General features: G+C 70.3%; 16 protein-coding genes and 1 pseudogene. 15 read left to right on the plus strand and 2 right to left on the minus strand.

The annotated features are described in order from the left end of the window. The first annotated feature begins 22 nt into the window (after positions 1-22). From FXF52_RS36095 to FXF52_RS36110, 4 genes are all read left to right on the plus strand, one after another. Positions 23-568: a hypothetical protein gene (locus FXF52_RS36095; protein WP_222870862.1), complete on the plus strand. Its 546-nt coding sequence runs from the start codon at positions 23-25 to the stop codon at positions 566-568. A gap of 124 nt (positions 569-692) precedes the next feature. Beyond that, positions 693-1,139 (plus strand): OsmC family protein, encoded by a 447-nt coding sequence (locus tag FXF52_RS36100; protein WP_148804154.1) that lies wholly within the window; start codon positions 693-695, stop codon positions 1,137-1,139. A 189-nt stretch (positions 1,140-1,328) separates the two neighbouring features. Then, complete coding sequence (locus tag FXF52_RS36105) at positions 1,329-2,876, plus strand: alkaline phosphatase (RefSeq protein ID WP_148804156.1); 1,548 nt, start codon at positions 1,329-1,331, stop codon at positions 2,874-2,876. A 209-nt stretch (positions 2,877-3,085) separates the two neighbouring features. Further along, entirely contained in the window at positions 3,086-3,769 is a 684-nt protein-coding gene (locus tag FXF52_RS36110; RefSeq protein ID WP_222870863.1) for a calcium-binding protein, read from the plus strand. Positions 3,770-4,313: 544 nt separating this feature from the next. Here FXF52_RS36110 and FXF52_RS36115 read toward each other — a convergent pair. Further along, complete coding sequence (locus FXF52_RS36115) at positions 4,314-4,916, minus strand: dihydrofolate reductase family protein (protein WP_148804160.1); 603 nt, start codon at positions 4,914-4,916, stop codon at positions 4,314-4,316. A 371-nt stretch (positions 4,917-5,287) separates the two neighbouring features. Here FXF52_RS36115 and FXF52_RS36120 point away from each other — a divergent pair, with 371 nt between their 5' ends. The 11 genes from FXF52_RS36120 (at position 5,288) to FXF52_RS36170 (ending at position 17,299) form a co-directional block, all read left to right on the plus strand. After that, positions 5,288-6,442 carry a phosphatidylserine/phosphatidylglycerophosphate/cardiolipin synthase family protein gene (locus FXF52_RS36120; RefSeq protein WP_148804162.1) on the plus strand — a complete coding sequence of 385 codons (1,155 nt, stop codon included), beginning with the start codon at positions 5,288-5,290 and terminating at the stop codon, positions 6,440-6,442. Positions 6,443-6,750: 308 nt separating this feature from the next. Beyond that, positions 6,751-7,734, plus strand: coding sequence for a DUF6772 family protein (locus FXF52_RS36125; RefSeq protein ID WP_222870864.1), 984 nt, complete (start codon positions 6,751-6,753; stop codon positions 7,732-7,734). Between the two features lie 21 nt (positions 7,735-7,755). After that, positions 7,756-8,085, plus strand: a complete 330-nt coding sequence (locus tag FXF52_RS36130; protein WP_222870865.1) for a hypothetical protein — start codon at positions 7,756-7,758, stop codon at positions 8,083-8,085. Between the two features lie 46 nt (positions 8,086-8,131). Continuing rightward, the gene (locus tag FXF52_RS36135; protein ID WP_148804167.1) at positions 8,132-9,664 is read left to right on the plus strand and encodes an ABC transporter substrate-binding protein; all 1,533 of its coding nucleotides are present in this window, start codon (positions 8,132-8,134) and stop codon (positions 9,662-9,664) included. A 30-nt stretch (positions 9,665-9,694) separates the two neighbouring features. Then, positions 9,695-10,774 (plus strand): LacI family DNA-binding transcriptional regulator, encoded by a 1,080-nt coding sequence (locus FXF52_RS36140; RefSeq protein ID WP_148804169.1) that lies wholly within the window; start codon positions 9,695-9,697, stop codon positions 10,772-10,774. Next, positions 10,774-11,703, plus strand: a complete 930-nt coding sequence (locus FXF52_RS36145) for an ABC transporter permease (RefSeq protein ID WP_148804171.1) — start codon at positions 10,774-10,776, stop codon at positions 11,701-11,703. The genes FXF52_RS36140 and FXF52_RS36145 overlap by 1 nt, the downstream gene beginning before the upstream one ends. Further along, positions 11,700-12,632, plus strand: a complete 933-nt coding sequence (locus tag FXF52_RS36150; RefSeq protein ID WP_222870866.1) for an ABC transporter permease — start codon at positions 11,700-11,702, stop codon at positions 12,630-12,632. The genes FXF52_RS36145 and FXF52_RS36150 overlap by 4 nt, the downstream gene beginning before the upstream one ends. Continuing rightward, positions 12,629-13,693 (plus strand): ABC transporter ATP-binding protein, encoded by a 1,065-nt coding sequence (locus FXF52_RS36155; RefSeq protein WP_222870867.1) that lies wholly within the window; start codon positions 12,629-12,631, stop codon positions 13,691-13,693. Before FXF52_RS36150 ends, FXF52_RS36155 begins: the two co-directional genes overlap by 4 nt. Then, a complete protein-coding gene (locus tag FXF52_RS36160) occupies positions 13,686-14,693 on the plus strand; it encodes an ABC transporter ATP-binding protein (protein ID WP_148804173.1) in 1,008 nt (335 codons plus the stop codon). Before FXF52_RS36155 ends, FXF52_RS36160 begins: the two co-directional genes overlap by 8 nt. After that, positions 14,690-15,802 (plus strand): alcohol dehydrogenase catalytic domain-containing protein, encoded by a 1,113-nt coding sequence (locus FXF52_RS36165; RefSeq protein WP_148804175.1) that lies wholly within the window; start codon positions 14,690-14,692, stop codon positions 15,800-15,802. Before FXF52_RS36160 ends, FXF52_RS36165 begins: the two co-directional genes overlap by 4 nt. 9 nt (positions 15,803-15,811) lie before the next feature. After that, positions 15,812-17,299, plus strand: a complete 1,488-nt coding sequence (locus tag FXF52_RS36170; RefSeq protein WP_148804176.1) for an FGGY-family carbohydrate kinase — start codon at positions 15,812-15,814, stop codon at positions 17,297-17,299. 119 nt (positions 17,300-17,418) lie between these two features. Here the strand turns inward: FXF52_RS36170 and FXF52_RS36175 are convergent. Continuing rightward, positions 17,419-17,616, minus strand: a pseudogene (locus FXF52_RS36175) (hypothetical protein); the annotation flags it as partial.

Raw genomic sequence — 17,616 nt, forward strand, 5'->3', positions numbered from 1 at the left:
CCGCCAGTGTCCGTACTGACGGATGTTGTTGACCCAGCTCCAGACGTACCGGATGAGCCGGATCGATCCGGCCGGCGAGATGCGTTTCGTCGACCTCCCCACCGAGAAGGCGATGCCGTCGGCGATCGCGGCCGGGCCGGACGGGGCGCTCTGGTTCACCCTCAACCAGGGCAACGCGATCGGCCGGGTCACGGTGGATGGCGAGGTCCGGGTCCATCCGCTGCCCACCGAGGCCGCGGCGCCGGTGGGTATCTGCGCCGGCCCGGACCGGGCGATGTGGTTCGTGGAGATCGGCGCGGGCCAGGTCGGCCGCATCGACGGTGCCGGCGCCGTGACCGAGTATCCGTTGCCGGACCGGGCGGCGCGCCCGCACGCCATCGTGGCTGGCCCTGACGGCGCCCTCTGGTTCACCGAGTGGGGCACCGGCAAGCTGGGACGCATCACCATCGACGGCACGATCGAGGAGTATCCGCTCGCGGGCGCCGAACCGCACGGCCTGACGGTGGGGCCGGATGGCAGGATCTGGGTCGCGATGGAGTCGGGCGCCCTCGTGCCGGCGGAGCGCTGACCCGCCGCATCGTCGTCCACTTGTCGCCCGTCACCCCACTCGTCCCACTGCGCCGCTGAGGACGGCCGATCGGCCGGCGAGGCCGGTGGCTCGGGGACCAGCAGGCCTGGGTAGCTTCCCTGTCATGAGTGAGGACACCTTCCGCTCGGTGGAGATCGAGCGCACCAGCGTCGGGAAGTACGTCGTGCGGAACGCCCGCGGCGGATCGATGTCGATGGGCACGGGCGGCCAGGACGCCAGCTTCACGCCGGTGGAGCTGCTGCTGGCGGCCATCGGCGGCTGCACCGCGATAGACGTGGACCACATCACCAGCCGTCGTGCCGAGCCGACTCAGTTCTCCGTCGAAGTCAGTGGGGACAAGATCCGGGACGAGGCCGGCGGAAACCGGATGCAGAACCTCAAGGTTGAGTTCACCGTGACGTTCCCGGAGGGCGCGGACGGCGACATGGCGCGCGAGGCGCTGCCCCGGTCGCTGCAGCAGTCGCACGACCGGCTCTGCACCGTCTCCCGTACCGTCGAGCTCGGCACTCCCGTCTCGATCGTCGAGGCTGCCGGTTCCACCGAGGACTGAGGTTCCGGGCGTACCCCGGGCGCGACGGCCGCCCGGGGCTGAACCACGCCGGCTACCCTCGCGCGTCCACCCCTGGCCCCGCTGATGTCTGCGGACATGTTCGCCGTCGGTCTTCGCGCGGCCACCCGCCGGCAATCTTGGTCCCAAGAATCGGTGGTGATCTTTCACCACCCTTGAAGGGACTGTCGCATGCCCCCTCTCCACCGGCGCGCATTCCTCGGGCTGACCGGCGCGGCTGGCGCGGGTGTCGCCGCCGCCATCGCCGGCTTCTCCTCGGCACCGGCGTGGGCCGACCCCAGTTTCGCCGACAACCCGTTCACCCTCGGTATCGCCTCCGGCGACCCGCACCCTGACGGCGTCGTCCTGTGGACCCGCCTGGCACCGGACCCGCTCGCCGTCGACGGGTCGGGCGGGATGCCGGCGCGGGTCGTCCCGGTGCTCTGGCAGGTGGCCGAGGACGAGCAGTTCCGCCAGGTGGTCCGCGCCGGCGAGGAACTCGCCACGCCGGAGCTCGGTCACTCGGTGCACGCCGAGGTGACCGGCCTGCGCCCCGATCGCGAGTACTACTACCGTTTCCGGGTGGGCACGCGGCTCAGCCCGGTCGGGCGGACCCGCACGGCGCCCGCGTACGACGCGGACCGGCGGCACCTCGCCTTCGGCTTCGTGTCCTGCCAGAACCTGCCGGCCGGGCATTTCACCGCTTACCGTCACCTGGCGGAGGAGGACCTGGACCTGGTCCTGCACCTCGGCGACTACATCTACGAGGGGCCGGGGGCCAGCGCGATCGGTCGCCCGCACCTGCCCGCCACCGAGATCTTCTCGCTCAGCGACTACCGGATCCGGCACGCCCAGTACAAGACCGACCCCGACCTGCAACTCGCGCACGCCCGGTTCCCGTGGGCGGTCACCTGGGACGACCACGAGGTGGAGAACAACTACGCCGACGAGGTCTCCGAGGACCGGAAGCAGTCGCAGGAGAGCTTCCGCCAGCGCCGGGCGGTCGCCTACCAGGCGTACTACGAGCACATGCCGCTGCGCCGGATGAGCATCCCGCACGGGCCGGACATGCAGCTGTACCGGCGGCTCCGCTACGGCAACCTCGCCGAGTTCAACATCCTCGACGGCCGGCAGTACCGCTCGGACCAGGTGCCGACCGGAATGGACGACCCGTCCCGGACCATGCTCGGCAGCGCGCAGGAGCAGTGGCTGCTCGACGGCCTGGCCGCCTCGACGGCGCGGTGGAACGTGCTGGGCAACCAGACCGTGATCGCCGAAGCCGACCGTGACCCCGGCCCCGGCAAGAAGCTGTCGGACGACAACTGGAACGGCTACGCGGCGGCCCGGCAGCGCCTCTTCGACGGTGTGGTCGAGCGCGGCGTGCAGAACATGGTGGTGGTCACCGGCGACGCGCACTGCAGCATGGTCGCCGACCTGAAGCAGAACTTCGACGACCAGTCGTCGCGCACCGTCGGGGTCGAGTTCCTCGGCACCTCGATCACCTCCGGCGGCAACGGCTCGGACATGGACACCCGGGGCACCGAGTGGCTGGCCAGCAACCCGCACATGCGGTTCTACAACGGCCGGCGCGGGTACGTCCGCTGCCAGCTCGACCAGCAGCAGTGGCGCACCGAATACCGCGTCCTGCCGTACGTCACCGACCCCGGCGCTCCGGTGTCCACCCGAGCCAGCTTCGTGGTGGAGAACGGCCGGCCGGGAGTGCAGGTGGACGTCGCCTGACCGGCTCCGACGCCGGGCCGACACCGGGCCGACACCCGGCGTCGGCCCGGCGGCCAGGCATGATGGACACGGCGTGCAGGTCGGCTTGGATCCCTTGGCGCGCGGCAAACTGACGGTGATCCGACGGCGGTACGACGGCGGCACTTCTATTCTGGGCGCGATTCCGGTTCGTCGTCTGTGGGGAGATGCCCGTGCCACGTTCGCGATGCATGTTCGGAATGGGACTGACCCTGCTCACTACCGTCTTCTTCGGCGCCGTGGTGGCCACGCCCGCCGAGGCCGCCACCAACGGCACTGCCACCGCGGAGGACAACATGGGAGGCCCAAGCGTGGTGACGTTCACCGCCGGCATCGGGCGGGAGAACCAGGTCGTCATCACCGGCAGCGGCGGCGGGGTGATCACGATCGACGACGCGTTCCCGATCACCCCCGGCATAGGCTGCCAGCAGGTCCCGGGCGATCTGACCCGGGTGAACTGCTACGTGCTCGACCTGGTGCCGAGGGTCAACGTCGCGACGTTGGGTTTCAACGACTCCATCACGAACAACTCGTACTCCCCGATGTCCGCCGACGGCGGCGCCGGGGACGACATCATCAACGGCGGAGGCAACAACGACCGTCTGATCGGCGGTGACGGCGCCGACAAACTGTGGGGCCTCGGCGGCGACGACTGGGTGTCGGGCGATGCCGGAAACGACCGGGTGTCCGGCGGCGAGGGCAACGACACTCTCTTCGGCGGAGCCGGCGACGACCTCATGTACGGCAGCTACGGCGACGACACCCTCGATGCCGGCCTCGGCAACGACAAGTTGGACGGCGGCCCGAACGACACCGTGGCCGGGGACCTCTGCCTGGGTAAGACCACCGACGTGAAGACAGGCTGCGAACGCTGACTGCTTGATCGGTACGGTCCGCGTGCTGCGGAACGGGCGGCGAACCGGTGCTCGGAAGGGGCAGGAGCTTCCGGTAGTTGTAACGGCGGAGACAGGGCCAACGCTGAGCCACATGGGATGGCCGCGATCCATGGCCAAGCCCCTCGCCGAGCGGGAGGACAGGCCCCACACCCCCCGATGGTCCCGTCCGGCTTCGCCATGTCTGACCCGAAACAGCGACCCCTGACGCTGCCGGAGGCCCCATGATCGTCGAATCGACCACCCGCACGCCGCCGCCCCGCTGGCCGGTCAACAACGTCCGGCCGACACCTGCCGGCTGGAACCAGCCGACGCGTCCCCTACCAGAGGTACCGCAGCGGCCGCGTGACTGGTTGCCGTACGCCGCCTTGGGCGGCACGGCCGTGATGATCGGATGCATCGCCACAGTCGTGGTTGTCCTGGCCCGATAGCCGGCCCTGCCCCAGTCGTCACCGCGAGCGCCCCCACCTCTGGTGGGGGCGCTTCGGGTGAGGGCCGCACCGCGGGATCGCCGGACCGGCGAATGTCAGCCTGCCTTGCGTACGCGGTAGGCGAGGTGGGTGACGCCGTTGCCCTCGACGACGCTCGTGGGCCCGTCCAGTTGGACGGGGGTGATTTTCAGGCTGGCGAACAGGGGGATGCCGTCGCCGAGCAGGACGGGGACGAGGTCGACGTGGACCTCGTCGAGCAGGCCGGCTTCGAGGACCTGGGCGGCGATGGTGCCGCCGTTGACGCCGACCTGCTTGTCGCCGGCGATGGCCTTGGCGGTGTCGATCGCGTGCTCGATGCCGTCGGTGACGAACACGAACGAGTCGCTCTCCCGCTCCCACCCCTCGGGGACGGTGTGGGTGACGACGACAACGGGCACGTCCATGGGGTGCCGGCCGCCCCAGCCGTGGGTCATGTCGAACAGCCGCCGGCCGACCACCAGCGCACCCGTCCGCTCGTTCAGGTCGCGCAGGTGCTTGGCGCTCGCCGCCGAGGTGCGCAGCGTCATGCCGGGCGTGGCCGTCGGCGTCTCGACGTCGCCGTTGTTGTACCACTGGAAGAGGTATTCGAACCCGCCGTGCGACGCGTCGGCGATGTAGCCGTCCAACGACATGGTCGCCCCGGTCGTAACCTTCGTCATCGATCCACTCCTCGGTTTGCGTAGGCCCGCCGGTGACCCGGCCGGCCCGTCTCTGCCCAGGGGTCGAACCTGGCGACGCCAAGTTCGACATCGGCGGCCGGATTTTTTCGACAGCCTTTCCAGCCGCACTGCCGGGATCGCGGTCAGCGAGCGGTTGCTCACGGCCAGGATTGCTTCAAGCGTAGGGATGTGCCGACTCTGGCCCATCGCCCCGTTACTCGGACAAGTCGTTACATTAACGTTAACGGCGGCGTCTCCCGGGCGTGGTTAGCTGTCGCGAGATCCGGACGTGAGCACCGGTGAGGTGCCCGTCCCCGGCTCGTGCCGTCGTTGCCGAGCCTTCCGTTCTGCTTCCCGAATGGAGAGACGCTGTGCGAACCAAGACAATGGTCGCGGCCACCCTGTCCGCGGTGCTGCTGTCGGCGCTGCCCGTGGCCCCCGCTTCCGCGGCGACCGCCGACTCGGCCTGCCGCGAGGCGCCGATCAATCCGGTGAGCACCGGGGCGGTGTTCAACAACCCGGCGGCCGGTGACCCCACCGCCGTCGTACGCCAGATCTGCGGTCTTGTCCGGCAGGCGCCCGCGGGTTCCCGAATCCGGATCGCCCACTTCGTCATCTCCGGCGCCGCCGGTCTCGACTTCGCCGGCGAGCTGGTCGCGGCCCGCCGGCGGGGCGTCGACGTGCAGGTCGTGCTCGACGGGTGGCAGGTGACCAACCCGGCGGTGCGGATGCTGCGGGACGAGCTCGGCGGCGACCGGTCGCGGGCGTCGTGGCTACACGTCTGCAGCAACCTTTCCCCGGAGGGGAACACCGCAGCCTGTATCGGCACCAAGGGCAACCACAACAAGTTCTACCTGTTCTCCGAGACCGGCGGCCGGTCCGACGTCGTCGTGCAGTCCTCGGCGAACTTCACCGACGTCAACTCCGCCACCTACTGGAACAACGCGATGACGCTGGTCGGCAACCACCGCCTGTACGCCGCCTACGACGCGTACTTCGAGGACCTGGCGGCCGAGCGGCGTGACGACGACTACTACCGCACGATCGCCACCGGCATGCCGGGTGGCTCGGTCACCGCGTTCTTCTACCCTCGCGCCGAGGGCGACCCGATCGTGGAGCAGTTGGCCGGCATCGGGTGTGGTGCGGGTGCGACCATCCGGATCGGCATGTCGGAGTGGGACAGCTACCGGATCGGGATCGCCGAGCGCATCGTGGAGTTGGCCGACCAGGGCTGCCAGGTCCGTATCGTGCACGGCCTGATGGACGACGAGGTCTACGCCCTGCTCGCGGCCCACCCGAACATCTCCCTGCGTGAGCTCAACGGCGCGACGCTGCCGGGCCGCATCCACTCCAAGTACCTGTTGCTGGAGAGCGGGCAGGGCGGGCGCTGGGTGATCACGGGTAGCCCCAACTTCAACCGGACCTCGCTGCGTCGCAACGACGAGGCGATGGTGAAGACCAACATCAAGTCGGTGTACGAGCAGTACCGGGCCAGCTTCGAGGCGATGTACGCCGTCGCCGGCTAGGTGTCGGCCTGGTCCGGGTTCGGGGCCGTGTGCCGGTCCCGGATCCCGGGCTTCCGGCCGGCGCTCAGGGGGCTGGAACCGACCACTTTTCAAGGTGGGCCCGACGGGCGGGCGAATCCGACACCCGGCGATGAGTCGGGCTGATTTTTCACGCACCGTCCCCGGTGGTGTCATGGACGGTGACCGCACGCGCCGCCGGTGGTCTCGGGCAGGATTTTCCGACCCTTGACACCCCTGTTCGGCAGTCGTAACCTACGGGCAATCTCAACGTTAATGCTCCTCCGACGGGAGGAGCTACATTAACGTTAATGGTGACGAGCGGAGTTAGTGTGACCCAGGCACCTGAAACCGTTGACATCGGTGAGCAGATCCGCCGGGCCAATCTGGCCTCGGATGTTCGGCTGTCCCGATTCAACCCGCTGCCGAGAATTCTCTGTTACGACGACTTCAACACCGGCACCCACGGCTGGACCGAACTGATCGGCAACCACGACCACAAGGGTGACCTGTCGGTTGTCGACGACCACATGCGCGACTTCCGCCCGCCGCAGTTGAGCGCGTGCAACTTCTTCGACATCGGCACCCACGGCGCCATGTCCGGCACCTACGCGCTGAAGGTGGCCAGCAAGCCGTTGGCCGGGCACACCGGTGTGGCCATCCGTCGGCTGACCATGGCCGGTCGCGGAAAGGTCCAGTTCGAGACGTACTTTTCCTACAACGCCGAGGCGGCGTCGACCGAGAACCGGGCCGATGAGCAGGCCGGCAGTGCCGGGTGGGACGCCAACTTCCACCCGTCGGAGACGCAGTTCGGCGCGCTGACCGTCGCCACCGACATCTGCGACGGCACCCGGTACCACACCGTGATGCGCTACCTGAACACCGACCTGGACAACAACCTGAAGCGGCAGTGGGTGTACCCGACGGTTCCCGAGCCGACCCCGCGAGAGCATTTCGAGGGCAAGCTCAAGCTTCCGCGACTGGCTGACTTCACCGCCCCGAACCCGGAGGACTGGAGCCCGGTCGGCGAGCCGCAGGAACTGTGCTATAACGAGGTCCCGACAAAGGTCAACTGGCATTACCTGCGCTGGGTGATCGACACCAGCACCCGGAAGAACGTGGAACTTCAGGTCAATGACAGGGTCATGGATCTGTCCGATATCCCCGTTCCGCCGTACAGCGAGACCTACGGTTCGCTCAACAATCTTCTGAACTTCTACGTGAGTGTGCGCACGCACACCAACGTCCGCAATTTCGTGTACCTCGACTCCGTCGTCATCTCGACGGATTGGTAGGCCAATTCCATGCACAATTCCATGACCGCGGTCCTCGAGCGCGACGGCATCACCGGACCGCACTACACCACCGAACCGTACGAAGTGGCCTGGGCCCGGGAGGCCCGCTGGTTCCTGCGGGTGCTCGACCTGCCGGCCGGCGTGCGGCAGTTCGACTGCACCGTCCAGGTCTCCCCGGACGGGCTGTACTGGTGCGACCTCGACGAGCCGGCGACGACCGTCGACACGACCGGGGTGTTCACCTGGGTCACCCGTGAGTTCGGCGGCTGGCTGCGGCTGCGCGTCACCGTCCACGGCGACGCCGCCGACACCCAGGTTCCCACCCTCATCTATCTCGCGCTGAAGGCCTGACGACGCCCTCCGCGTCGCCGACGGCCTACCCCTGGAGGAGAAGGCGATGGACAACCACACCACCACCATCAACCGCCGGCGCTTCCTGAGCATCGCCGGCATCGGAGCGGCGAGCGCCTTCCTGGCATCCTGTGGGGTGGCCGGCGGCGACGCGGAGAAGGCGAAGAAGGCCCTCCAGGTCTGTTTCGCGCAGCCGATCACCGACCTGGACCCGCTCAGCGCCAACACCACCGTCGATGAGCCGGCGCTCATGGCGCGCCGGCTCATCTTCGACACCCTGGTGCGCCGCCAGGGCGACGCGTACGCGCCGGCGTTGGCCAAGTCCTGGACCCGGCCGGACCCGCAGACCTGGGTCTTCGAACTCCGCGACGACGTGACCTTCCATGACGGCAGCAAGCTGACCGCGGACGACGTGGTCGCCTCGATCAAGAAGGCGATCAGCAAGACCACCAACCTCTCCGCCCTGTGGGGATCGGTGAAGTCGGCCGAGGCGACCAGCCCGACCACCGTCACCATCCGCACCGACGGGCCGCTGGGCACCCTGCTGGTCAACCTCACCCTGCTGTTCATCCCGCCCGGAAAGCGGCTCGACGACCCGGAGTTCTTCCGCAAGCCGATCGGCAGCGGACCCTTCCGGGTGGACTCCTTCGCCCCGTCGTCCAAGCTCAGGCTGGTCAAGGCCGACAAATACTGGGGCGAGGCCGCGAAGAGCCCGGCGATCGACCTGCCGTACATCCCGGAGACCTCCACGGCGATCACCTCGCTGCTGACCGGCGACGTGGACGCCTTCTGGCCGGTGCCGCCGGACCAGGTGCGCGACGTGGCCGGTAAGAGCGGCGTCAAGGTCGAGCGGGTGCCCAGCTACGTGTACTTCCTCAACTGGTTCAACTGCTCCCGCAAGCCCTTCACCGACCCGCGGGTCCGCCGGGCGATGTGGCACGCCGTGGACATCGAGAGCATCGTCCGCGACCTGTACGGGGAGTCGGCGAAGGTGATGGACGCGCCCATCCCGTCCACCGTCTTCGGCGCCGCGCCGCAGCAGCCGTACGCCTACGACCCGGCCCGGGCCCGGCAGCTGCTCGCCGAGGCCGGCCTGGCCGGCGGGTTCACCACCTCGATGATGTGGTTCGCGACCAGCGGACCGCTGATCTCCCAGCTCGCCCAGTCGATGATCGCCAGCTGGGCCAAGGTGGGCATCAAGGTCGAGGCCCAGCAGGTCGAGAAGGCGACCTGGTTGGAGCGGCTCAACAAGCTCGACTGGGACATGGACCTGCAGACGAACACCGTCACCACCGGCGACGCCGACTTCACCCTGGGCCGGCTCTACACCTCCAAGGCCAACCGGATGGGCTACCACAATCCGGCGCTGGACGAACTGCTGGCCAAGGCGCGCGGCTCCTCCGAGCAGGCGGAGCGGAAGACCCTGTACGCGCAGGCGTGCAAGACGATCTGGGACGATGCGGTCGGGATCTTCCCGGCGACCATCACCACCGCCTACGCGGTGCGGGACACGGTGCGGGGCTTCACGCCGGTACCCAGCAACCAACCGGATCTGTCCACAGTGCTGATGGGAGGCTGAGCGGTTGCCCGCAAGCCGCTCGACGTCACCATGACTCCACCTCGACGCGTCACGCTGCAAGACATCGCCACCTCGGTCGGGCTGTCGGTCAACACCGTCTCCCGTGCGCTCGCCGGCAAGAGCGCGGTGAACGAGGCGACTCGGGCGATGATCAAGGCCGAGGCCGACCGGCTCGGCTACGTCCCGAACACCATGGCCCGGTCACTGGTCCTCGGCCAGGCCATGACCATCGGGGTGGTCATCACCAACCCCTCGAACCCGTTCTATTCCCGCATGATCAGCGCGATCGAGCAGCGCGGCAGCGTGTTGGGCTACTCGGTGCTGCTGGTGGTCTCCGAGGAGAACCACACCAACGAGCTGCGGGCCGTGGACTCGATGCGGCGCTGGGGCGTCGACGGCGCCCTCGTCGTGCCGGTGCAGCCCGGGGCCGAGCACTGGCAGCGGTTGATGGCTGCCGGCACGGAACTGGTGCTGGTCAACCGGGACCTGCCCGAACTCGACTGCGACCTGGTCGGGATCGACTACGAGCGCAGCGCCTACGAGGCGACTCTGCACCTGCTCGACACCGGCGTCGAGCAGGTCTACCTCCTGGAGGAAGACCTGCAGATCTCCACGGTGCGCGCGCGGGTGGACGGGTTCCACCGGGCGCTGGCCGAACGGGGGGTGCCGCCGGAGTCGGTGCGCGAGCTGCGCGTACCGACCCGGCGGCGCGCCGCCAACACCCTGCCGTGGGAGCCGGCCGAGGCGTACGAGCTGGCCCAGCGCCTGGCCGCCGACGTGCCGCCCCGCTCGGGCATCCTGGTCGGCAACGACTCCTTCGCCCTCGGCGTATACCGCGCGTTCAACGAGGCGGGGCGGGTGATCGGCGAGGAGGTCGCCGTCGTCGGCTTCGGCGACCACCCCTTCGCCGCGTACCTCACCCCGGGCCTGACCAGCGTCCGACTCCCCGCCGAACTGGTCGGCGCCGCCGCCGTCGACCAGCTCGTCGCCCGGATCGGCCGGCGTGGGGCCGCCGCGCCCCGGACCCGGATCAGTTTTCCCGGCGAGCTGATCGTCCGCGACTCCTCCACCCACCGGCAGCCCACTGCCGCCGACCCCGGGAGCAGCTGATGCTCAGGTTCGTCCTGAAACGCCTCGCGCAGGCCCTGCTGATCATTCTGGCCTCGCTGACGGTGGTCTTCCTCGTGGTCCGGGTGGCCCCCGGCGACCCCGCCGCGCTGATCCTCGGCGCGTCGGCCAGCCCGAGCGACCTGGCCGACCTGCGCCGGGAGTTGGGGCTCGACGAGCCACTGCTGAGCCAGTACGTCACCTTCCTGCACGGCGTCCTGCAGGGCGACTTCGGAAGCTCCTGGCGGCTCGGCGGCGACGCCCTCGCCAACGTGCTGGACCGGCTGCCTGCCACCCTCCAGTTGTCCGCCTGCGCGCTGGTGGTCACCCTCGTGGTCGGCTTCCCGCTCGGTGTCGTCAGCGCGCGCCGGGCCGGCTCCTGGATCGACCGGCTGATTTCCGTGCCGACGCTGCTCGGCCAGGCACTGCCGTCGTTCTGGGTCGGCGTGATGCTGATCCTGATCTTCTCCCGCACCCTGGACGTGCTGCCGGCGACTGCCGACGGCACCGTCGCCTCCCTCGTGCTGCCGTCGGTGACGCTGGCGCTGCCGTTCCTCGGCTGGCTCGCCCGGCTGGTTCGCAACGGTGTCCTCGAGGAACTGGGCAAGGACTACGTCCGCACCGCCCGCTCCAAGGGCGTCGATAGCCGGGTGGTCTTCTACCGGCACGTCGTCCGCAACATGATGATCCCGGTGGTGACCCTGCTCGGGCTCCTGGTCGGCAACTTCATCGCCAACGCCGTGATCATCGAGGTCGTCTTCGCCTGGCCCGGCGTCGGCTCACTGATGATCGACTCGATCACCAACCGGGACTACTCCGTGGTCCAGGCGGCCATCATGACGATCACCGTCGCGTACGTCCTGCTGAACCTGCTGGTCGACTTCCTTTACGTCAAGCTGGACCCGCGGCTGAATCCGGAGCACATGTCATGACCCTCAACCCCGCATCCCCGGCGGAAGCCCCCGAGCGCGCCGCCGCCGGCCCCGGAACCCCCGCCCCCGACGTGAACCCGGCCGTACCGGCCCCGGCCCGCCGCCGGATGCCGCCGCGCGCCTGGGTCGCCGTGGGCTTCCTCGCCCTCGTCGTGCTGGGCGCCGCGGTCGGCCCGCTGCTGCTGCCGTACTCGGCCACCGACACCGACCTGCCCAACCGGCTGCTGCCACCGGGAGCGCGGCTCTCGGACGGGGGCGTCACGCTGCTCGGCACCGACCAGCTCGGCCGCGACCTGCTCGCCCAGATCCTCGCCGGCAGCCGGGTCTCCGTGATCGTCGGCCTGGCCACCGTGCTGATCGGCGGCTTCGCCGGCCTGGTCCTGGGGCTGCTGGCCGGGTACTTCGGCGGCTGGATCGACACCCTGATCTCCCGCCTCGGCGACGCCCAGCTCGCGTTCCCCAGCGTGCTGTTGGCCATCCTCATCGCCGGTGTGCTCGGGCCCAGCCTGACCAACATCATCATCGCCCTGGCGGTGACCCGGTGGGTGATCTTCGCCCGGGTGGTCCGGGCGTCCGCGCTCACCGTCCAGGGCCTGGAGTACGTGGAGTCCGCCCGGGTCGTGGGCGCCGGTCACCTGCGGATCCTCGTCCGCTACATCCTCCCGTCCTGCTGGGCGCCGCTGCTGGTGGCAGGCACCGCCCAGATCGGGCTCGCCATGGTGGCCGAGGCGTCGCTGAGCTTCCTCGGCCTCGGCGTCCCGGTCACCCAGGCCTCCTGGGGCGCGACGATCTCCGACGGCCGTGACTATCTCTCCTCGGCCTGGTGGATCTCGACCCTGCCCGGCGTGGCCCTCGCCCTGGTGGTCGTGGCGGTGGGCCTGGTCAGCGACGCCTACCGCGACCACACCGACCCGAGGGCGGCACTGTGACCGACACCCGACCGCCGCACGGCGGTACCCCGACCGCACCACTGATCAGCCTCACCGACCTGCGCCTGACCCTCGGCCGTGGCGCCGGCACGGTGGACCTGGTCCGCGGCGTCAGCCTCGACGTGCCGCAGGGCACGACGGTGGCCATCGTCGGCGAGTCCGGCAGCGGCAAGAGCCTCACCGCGCTGTCGATGATGGGCCTGCTCCCGCCCGGCGTCACCGTCGGCGGCGGCGACATCGTCTTCGACGGCACCCCGATGGCCCGGCTGACCGAACGCGAATGGCAGCCGCTGCGCGGCCGGCAGCTCAGCATGATCTTCCAGGACCCGCTGTCGGCGTTGAACCCGTGCATCCGGGTCGGCGACCAGATCGCCGAGATGTTCCGGCTCCGGGCCGGTCTGGGCCGGCGGGAGGCCCGCGACCGGGCCGTGGAGTCGATGGTCGAGGTCGGCATCCCCGACGCCGAACGGCGTGCCCGCTCGTACCCGCACGAGTTCTCCGGCGGCATGCGGCAACGCGTCATGATCGCCATGGCGCTGTCGCTGCAACCGCGGCTGCTCATCGCCGACGAGCCCACCACGGCGCTGGACGTCACCGTGCAGGCGCAGATCATGCGGCTGCTGGTCGCCCGCAAGCAGGCCCGCGGGCTCACCATGATCCTGATCAGCCACGACCTCGGCGTGGTGTCCCGTTCCGCCGACTCGGTGGTCGTCATGTACGCCGGCCGGGTCGTCGAGTCCGGGCCGAGCCGCGAGGTCCTCACCCGGCCCGCCCACCCGTACACCGTCGGACTGATGCGCTCGGTGCCCGACCGCCGGCGGCCGGGCGCGGCCCTGGAGGCCATCCCCGGCCAGCCGCCGGATCCCCGCACCGTGCCATCCGGGTGCGCCTTCCACCCCCGGTGCCCGATGGCTCGGGACCGGTGCCGGACCGAGGTGCCCGCGCTGCGACCCGTCGGTCCGGCCCGGGCCAGCGCGTGCCACTTCGCCGACGAGGTCGTCGGGGACGGCGCGAACCTGCCCGAGACCAACGACGCCAGCGAGGTGAGCGGACATGCCTGAGTCCACGCCGGTCCTGCGGGTCAAGGACCTGCACGTCGACTACCGGCTCTCCGGCGGGCTGTTCTCCCGGGGCCGGCGGGTACGGGCCGTCGCCGGGGTGGACCTGGTCGTCCCGGCCGGCAGCACCGTCGGGATCGTGGGCGAGTCCGGCTGCGGCAAGTCCACTCTGGCCCGGACCATCGTGGGACTGCTCCCGGCGGCCAGTGGCCAGGTGCTGCTCGGCGACGTGGACCTGGCCACCGCCTCCCGGGCCACCCGCCGCCGACTGCGCCCCGACGTGCAGATGGTCTTCCAGGACCCGTACGCGTCGTTGAACCCCTGGATGACCGTCCGCGACCTGATCAGCGAGCCCTGGCAGATCCACCCCGGGATCGTGCCGCGCGAGCGGTGGGACGCCGAGGTCGACCGACTGCTCGAACTGGTCGGACTGCGGTCCAGCCAACGGGGGCTGCGACCCCATCAGTTCTCCGGCGGCCAGCGGCAGCGCATCTGCATCGCCCGTGCCCTCGCCGTGCGACCGAAGGTGATCGTCTGCGACGAGGCCGTCTCCGCGCTCGACGTGTCGATCCGGGCGCAGATCCTCAACCTGCTGCGCGACGTGCAGGCCGAGACCGGCGTGTCGTACGTCTTCGTCTCGCACGACCTGGGCGTGGTGCGGCACGTCGCCGACACCGTCGCGGTCATGTACCTGGGCCGCTTCGTCGAGCAGGGCCGCACCGACGAGGTGTTCGGCGCGCCGGCCCACCCGTACACCCAGGCGCTGCTGTCCGCCGCCCCGGCAGTGGACGACTGGCGGCACGACCGACCGGAGGAGATCGTGCTCGGCGGTGAGGTGCCCTCACCGCTCGCACCGCCCAGCGGCTGCCGGTTCCGGACCCGCTGCTTCAAGGCGCAGGACCGCTGCGCCCAGATCGAGCCGGAACTCACCGACCGGGCGGCCGGACACCAGGTCGCCTGCCACTTCGCCGAGGCCGACGCGCGTTACGGAATCGTCGGATGACCCCCACCCCACCACCCCGAGGAGGACGCATGCCCGAGACGATGCGAGCGGTGGTTTGCCACGGACCGAAGGACTACCGGCTGGAGGAGGTGCCCGTCCCGGTGCCCGGCCCCGGCGAGGCGCTGGTCCGGGTCGAGGCCGTCGGCATCTGCGCCAGCGACCTGAAGTGCTACCACGGCGCGACCAAGTTCTGGGGCGACCAGACCCGCCCGGCGTGGGCGCAGACGGAGGTCGTCCCGGGCCACGAGTTCGTCGGCGAGATCGTCCAACTGGACGACGCCGCCCGCGCCCGGTGGGGCGTCGAGGTCGGTGACCGGGTGGTCTCCGAGCAGATCGTGCCCTGCTGGGAGTGCCGGTACTGCCGGCGCGGCCAGTACTGGATGTGCGCCCCGCACGACATCTACGGCTTCAAGCGCCGTACCCCGGGGGCGATGGCGTCCTACATGGTGTTCCCGGCCGGCGCCCTGGTGCACAAGGTCTCCCGCGACCTTCCGCCGGCGCACGCCGCGTTCGCCGAGCCGCTGTCGTGCGCGCTGCACGCCGTGGAACGCGGCGGCATCACCTTCGACGACGTGGTGGTGGTCGCCGGATGCGGGCCGATCGGCCTGGGCATGGTGGCCGGGGCGCGGGCGAAGTCACCTGCGCACGTGGTGGCCCTGGACATGTCCGACGAGCGGCTCGAGCTCGCCGCCGCGTGCGGCGCCGACGTCACCGTGAACATCGCCCGGGAGGACCCGCTGGAGGTGGTCCGCGCGCTGACCGACGGGTACGGCGCCGACGTCTACCTGGAGGGCAGTGGCCACCCGGCCGCCGTGCTCCAGGGCCTGAACCTGCTGCGCAAGCTCGGCACCTACGTCGAGTACGGCGTCTTCGGCTCGGACGTCACGGTCGACTGGAGCATCATCAGCGACGACAAGGAACTGGACGTGCGCGGCGCCCACCTCGGCCCGCACTGCTGGCCGGCGGCGATCCGGATGCTGGAGTCCGGCGTGCTGCCGATGGACCGGATCTGCACCCACCAGCTCCCGCTCGTCGACTTCCAGCAAGGACTCGACCTGGTCGCCGACGGCACCCGGTCGGTCAAGGTGTCCCTGATTCCCGGACAGTAGGTGCGGCCCGTGAGCGACTACCTGATCGGCATCGACCTCGGCACCGCCAGCAGCAAGGGGGTCCTCGCCCGGCCGGACGGCACGATCGTGGCCACCGCCACCCGGCCGCACACCGTCTCCTACCCCCGCCCCGGCTGGGCCGAGGTGGACGCCGACGCGGTCTGGTGGGCCGACGTGGTGGCGATCAGCCGCGAGCTGACCGCGGCCGCGGCGGGCGGACGCATCGCCGGGGTGTGCGTCAGCGGCGTCGGCCCCTGCCTGCTGCTCTGCGACGAACAGGTCCGGCCGGTGCGACCGGCCATCCTGTACGGCATCGACATGCGCGCCACCGCCGAGATCGCCGAGCTGACCGAGCGGTACGGCGCCGAGGAGATCGTCGCCCGGGGCGGCTCGGCCCTGTCGTCGCAGGCGGTCGGCCCGAAGATGCTCTGGGTCCGCAGGCACGAGCCCGAGGCGTGGGCGCGGGCCACCCGCTGGTACAACTCCAACTCGTTCGTGGTGGCCCGGCTCACCGGCGAGTACGTGCTCGACCAGCACAGCGCCAGCCAGTGCGACCCGCTGTACGACATCGCGGCCCGCCGGTGGAGCACGGACCGGATCGCCGACCTCGCCCCCGAGCTGCGCTTCCCGGAACTGCTCTGGCCGGCGCAGGTGGCCGGCACGATCCACGCGGCGGCCGCCGCCGAGACCGGACTGCCGGAGGGCACCCCCGTCTGCGCCGGCACGGTGGACGCCTGGGCGGAGGCGTTCAGCGCCGGCGTCCGCAACCCCGGTGACCTGATGCTGATGTACGGCTCGACGATGTTCTTCGTCCAGGTGCTGTCGCAGCCCCGCACGCATCCGTTGCTCTGGACCACCTCGGGGGTCGAACCCGACTCGTACACGCTGGCCGCCGGAATGTCCACCTCCGGCCTGCTCACCGAGTGGGTGCAGCGCCTGACCGGGGGAGCGCCCTTCGAGGAGCTGATCGCCGAGGCCGAGGCGACCCCGCCCGGCGCCGACGGGCTGCTCCTGCTGCCGTACTTCGCCGGCGAACGGACCCCGATCTTCGACCCGTCCGCACGGGGGGTGGTGGCCGGGCTGAGCCTGCGCCACGGCCGAGGACACCTGTTCCGCGCGGTGTACGAGGGCATCGGCTACGGCGTCCGGCAGATCATCGACCTGCTCGACGCGGCGGGCGGTGAGGCCGACCGGATCGTCGCGGTCGGCGGGGGAGCGCGGGCCGGACTGTGGACCCAGGTGGTCAGCGACATCACCGGCCGCGAGCAGATCCTGCCGGCCCAGACCATCGGCGCCAGCTACGGCGACGCCCTGCTCGCCGCGATCGGCACCGACCTCGTCCCGCCCGAGACCGACTGGTCGCGGGTGGCACGGACGGTGACGCCGGACGGGAGCACATCGGAGCTGTACGACCGGCTGTTCGGGAACTTCCAGTCGCTGTACCGGACGACTCGGGAAGTGGTGCACGAGCTGGCCGCGGTGCAGCAGGGGGAGTGACTCAGGGCCGGGCACCGGGCGCGGAGCAGACCGGTCATCCCGAGAACGCCCGCGCGGAGGAACCCGCGTGACGCCCGGGCCCGGGCCAACCAACTGAGGTTGGCGCGGACGGTCGGCCCTCAGTCGCTGACGTCGCCAGGCTTCGCGGCGATATCGATCAGGTGTGCCCGCAGTTGATCATCCGTGGGCTCCACCAGGAAGCTGCCGTCGGGCCACACCAGGGTGGGAATCCGACGTTGACCTCGCTGCAGCCGGCGGACAAGTTTCGTCGCGGCGGGGTCCTCCTCGACGTCCACGTAGTGATAAGCGATTCCAGC

Origin of the sequence: Micromonospora sp. MP36 (assembly GCF_008119785.1) — a bacterium.
Lineage (GTDB): Bacteria > Actinomycetota > Actinomycetes > Mycobacteriales > Micromonosporaceae > Micromonospora.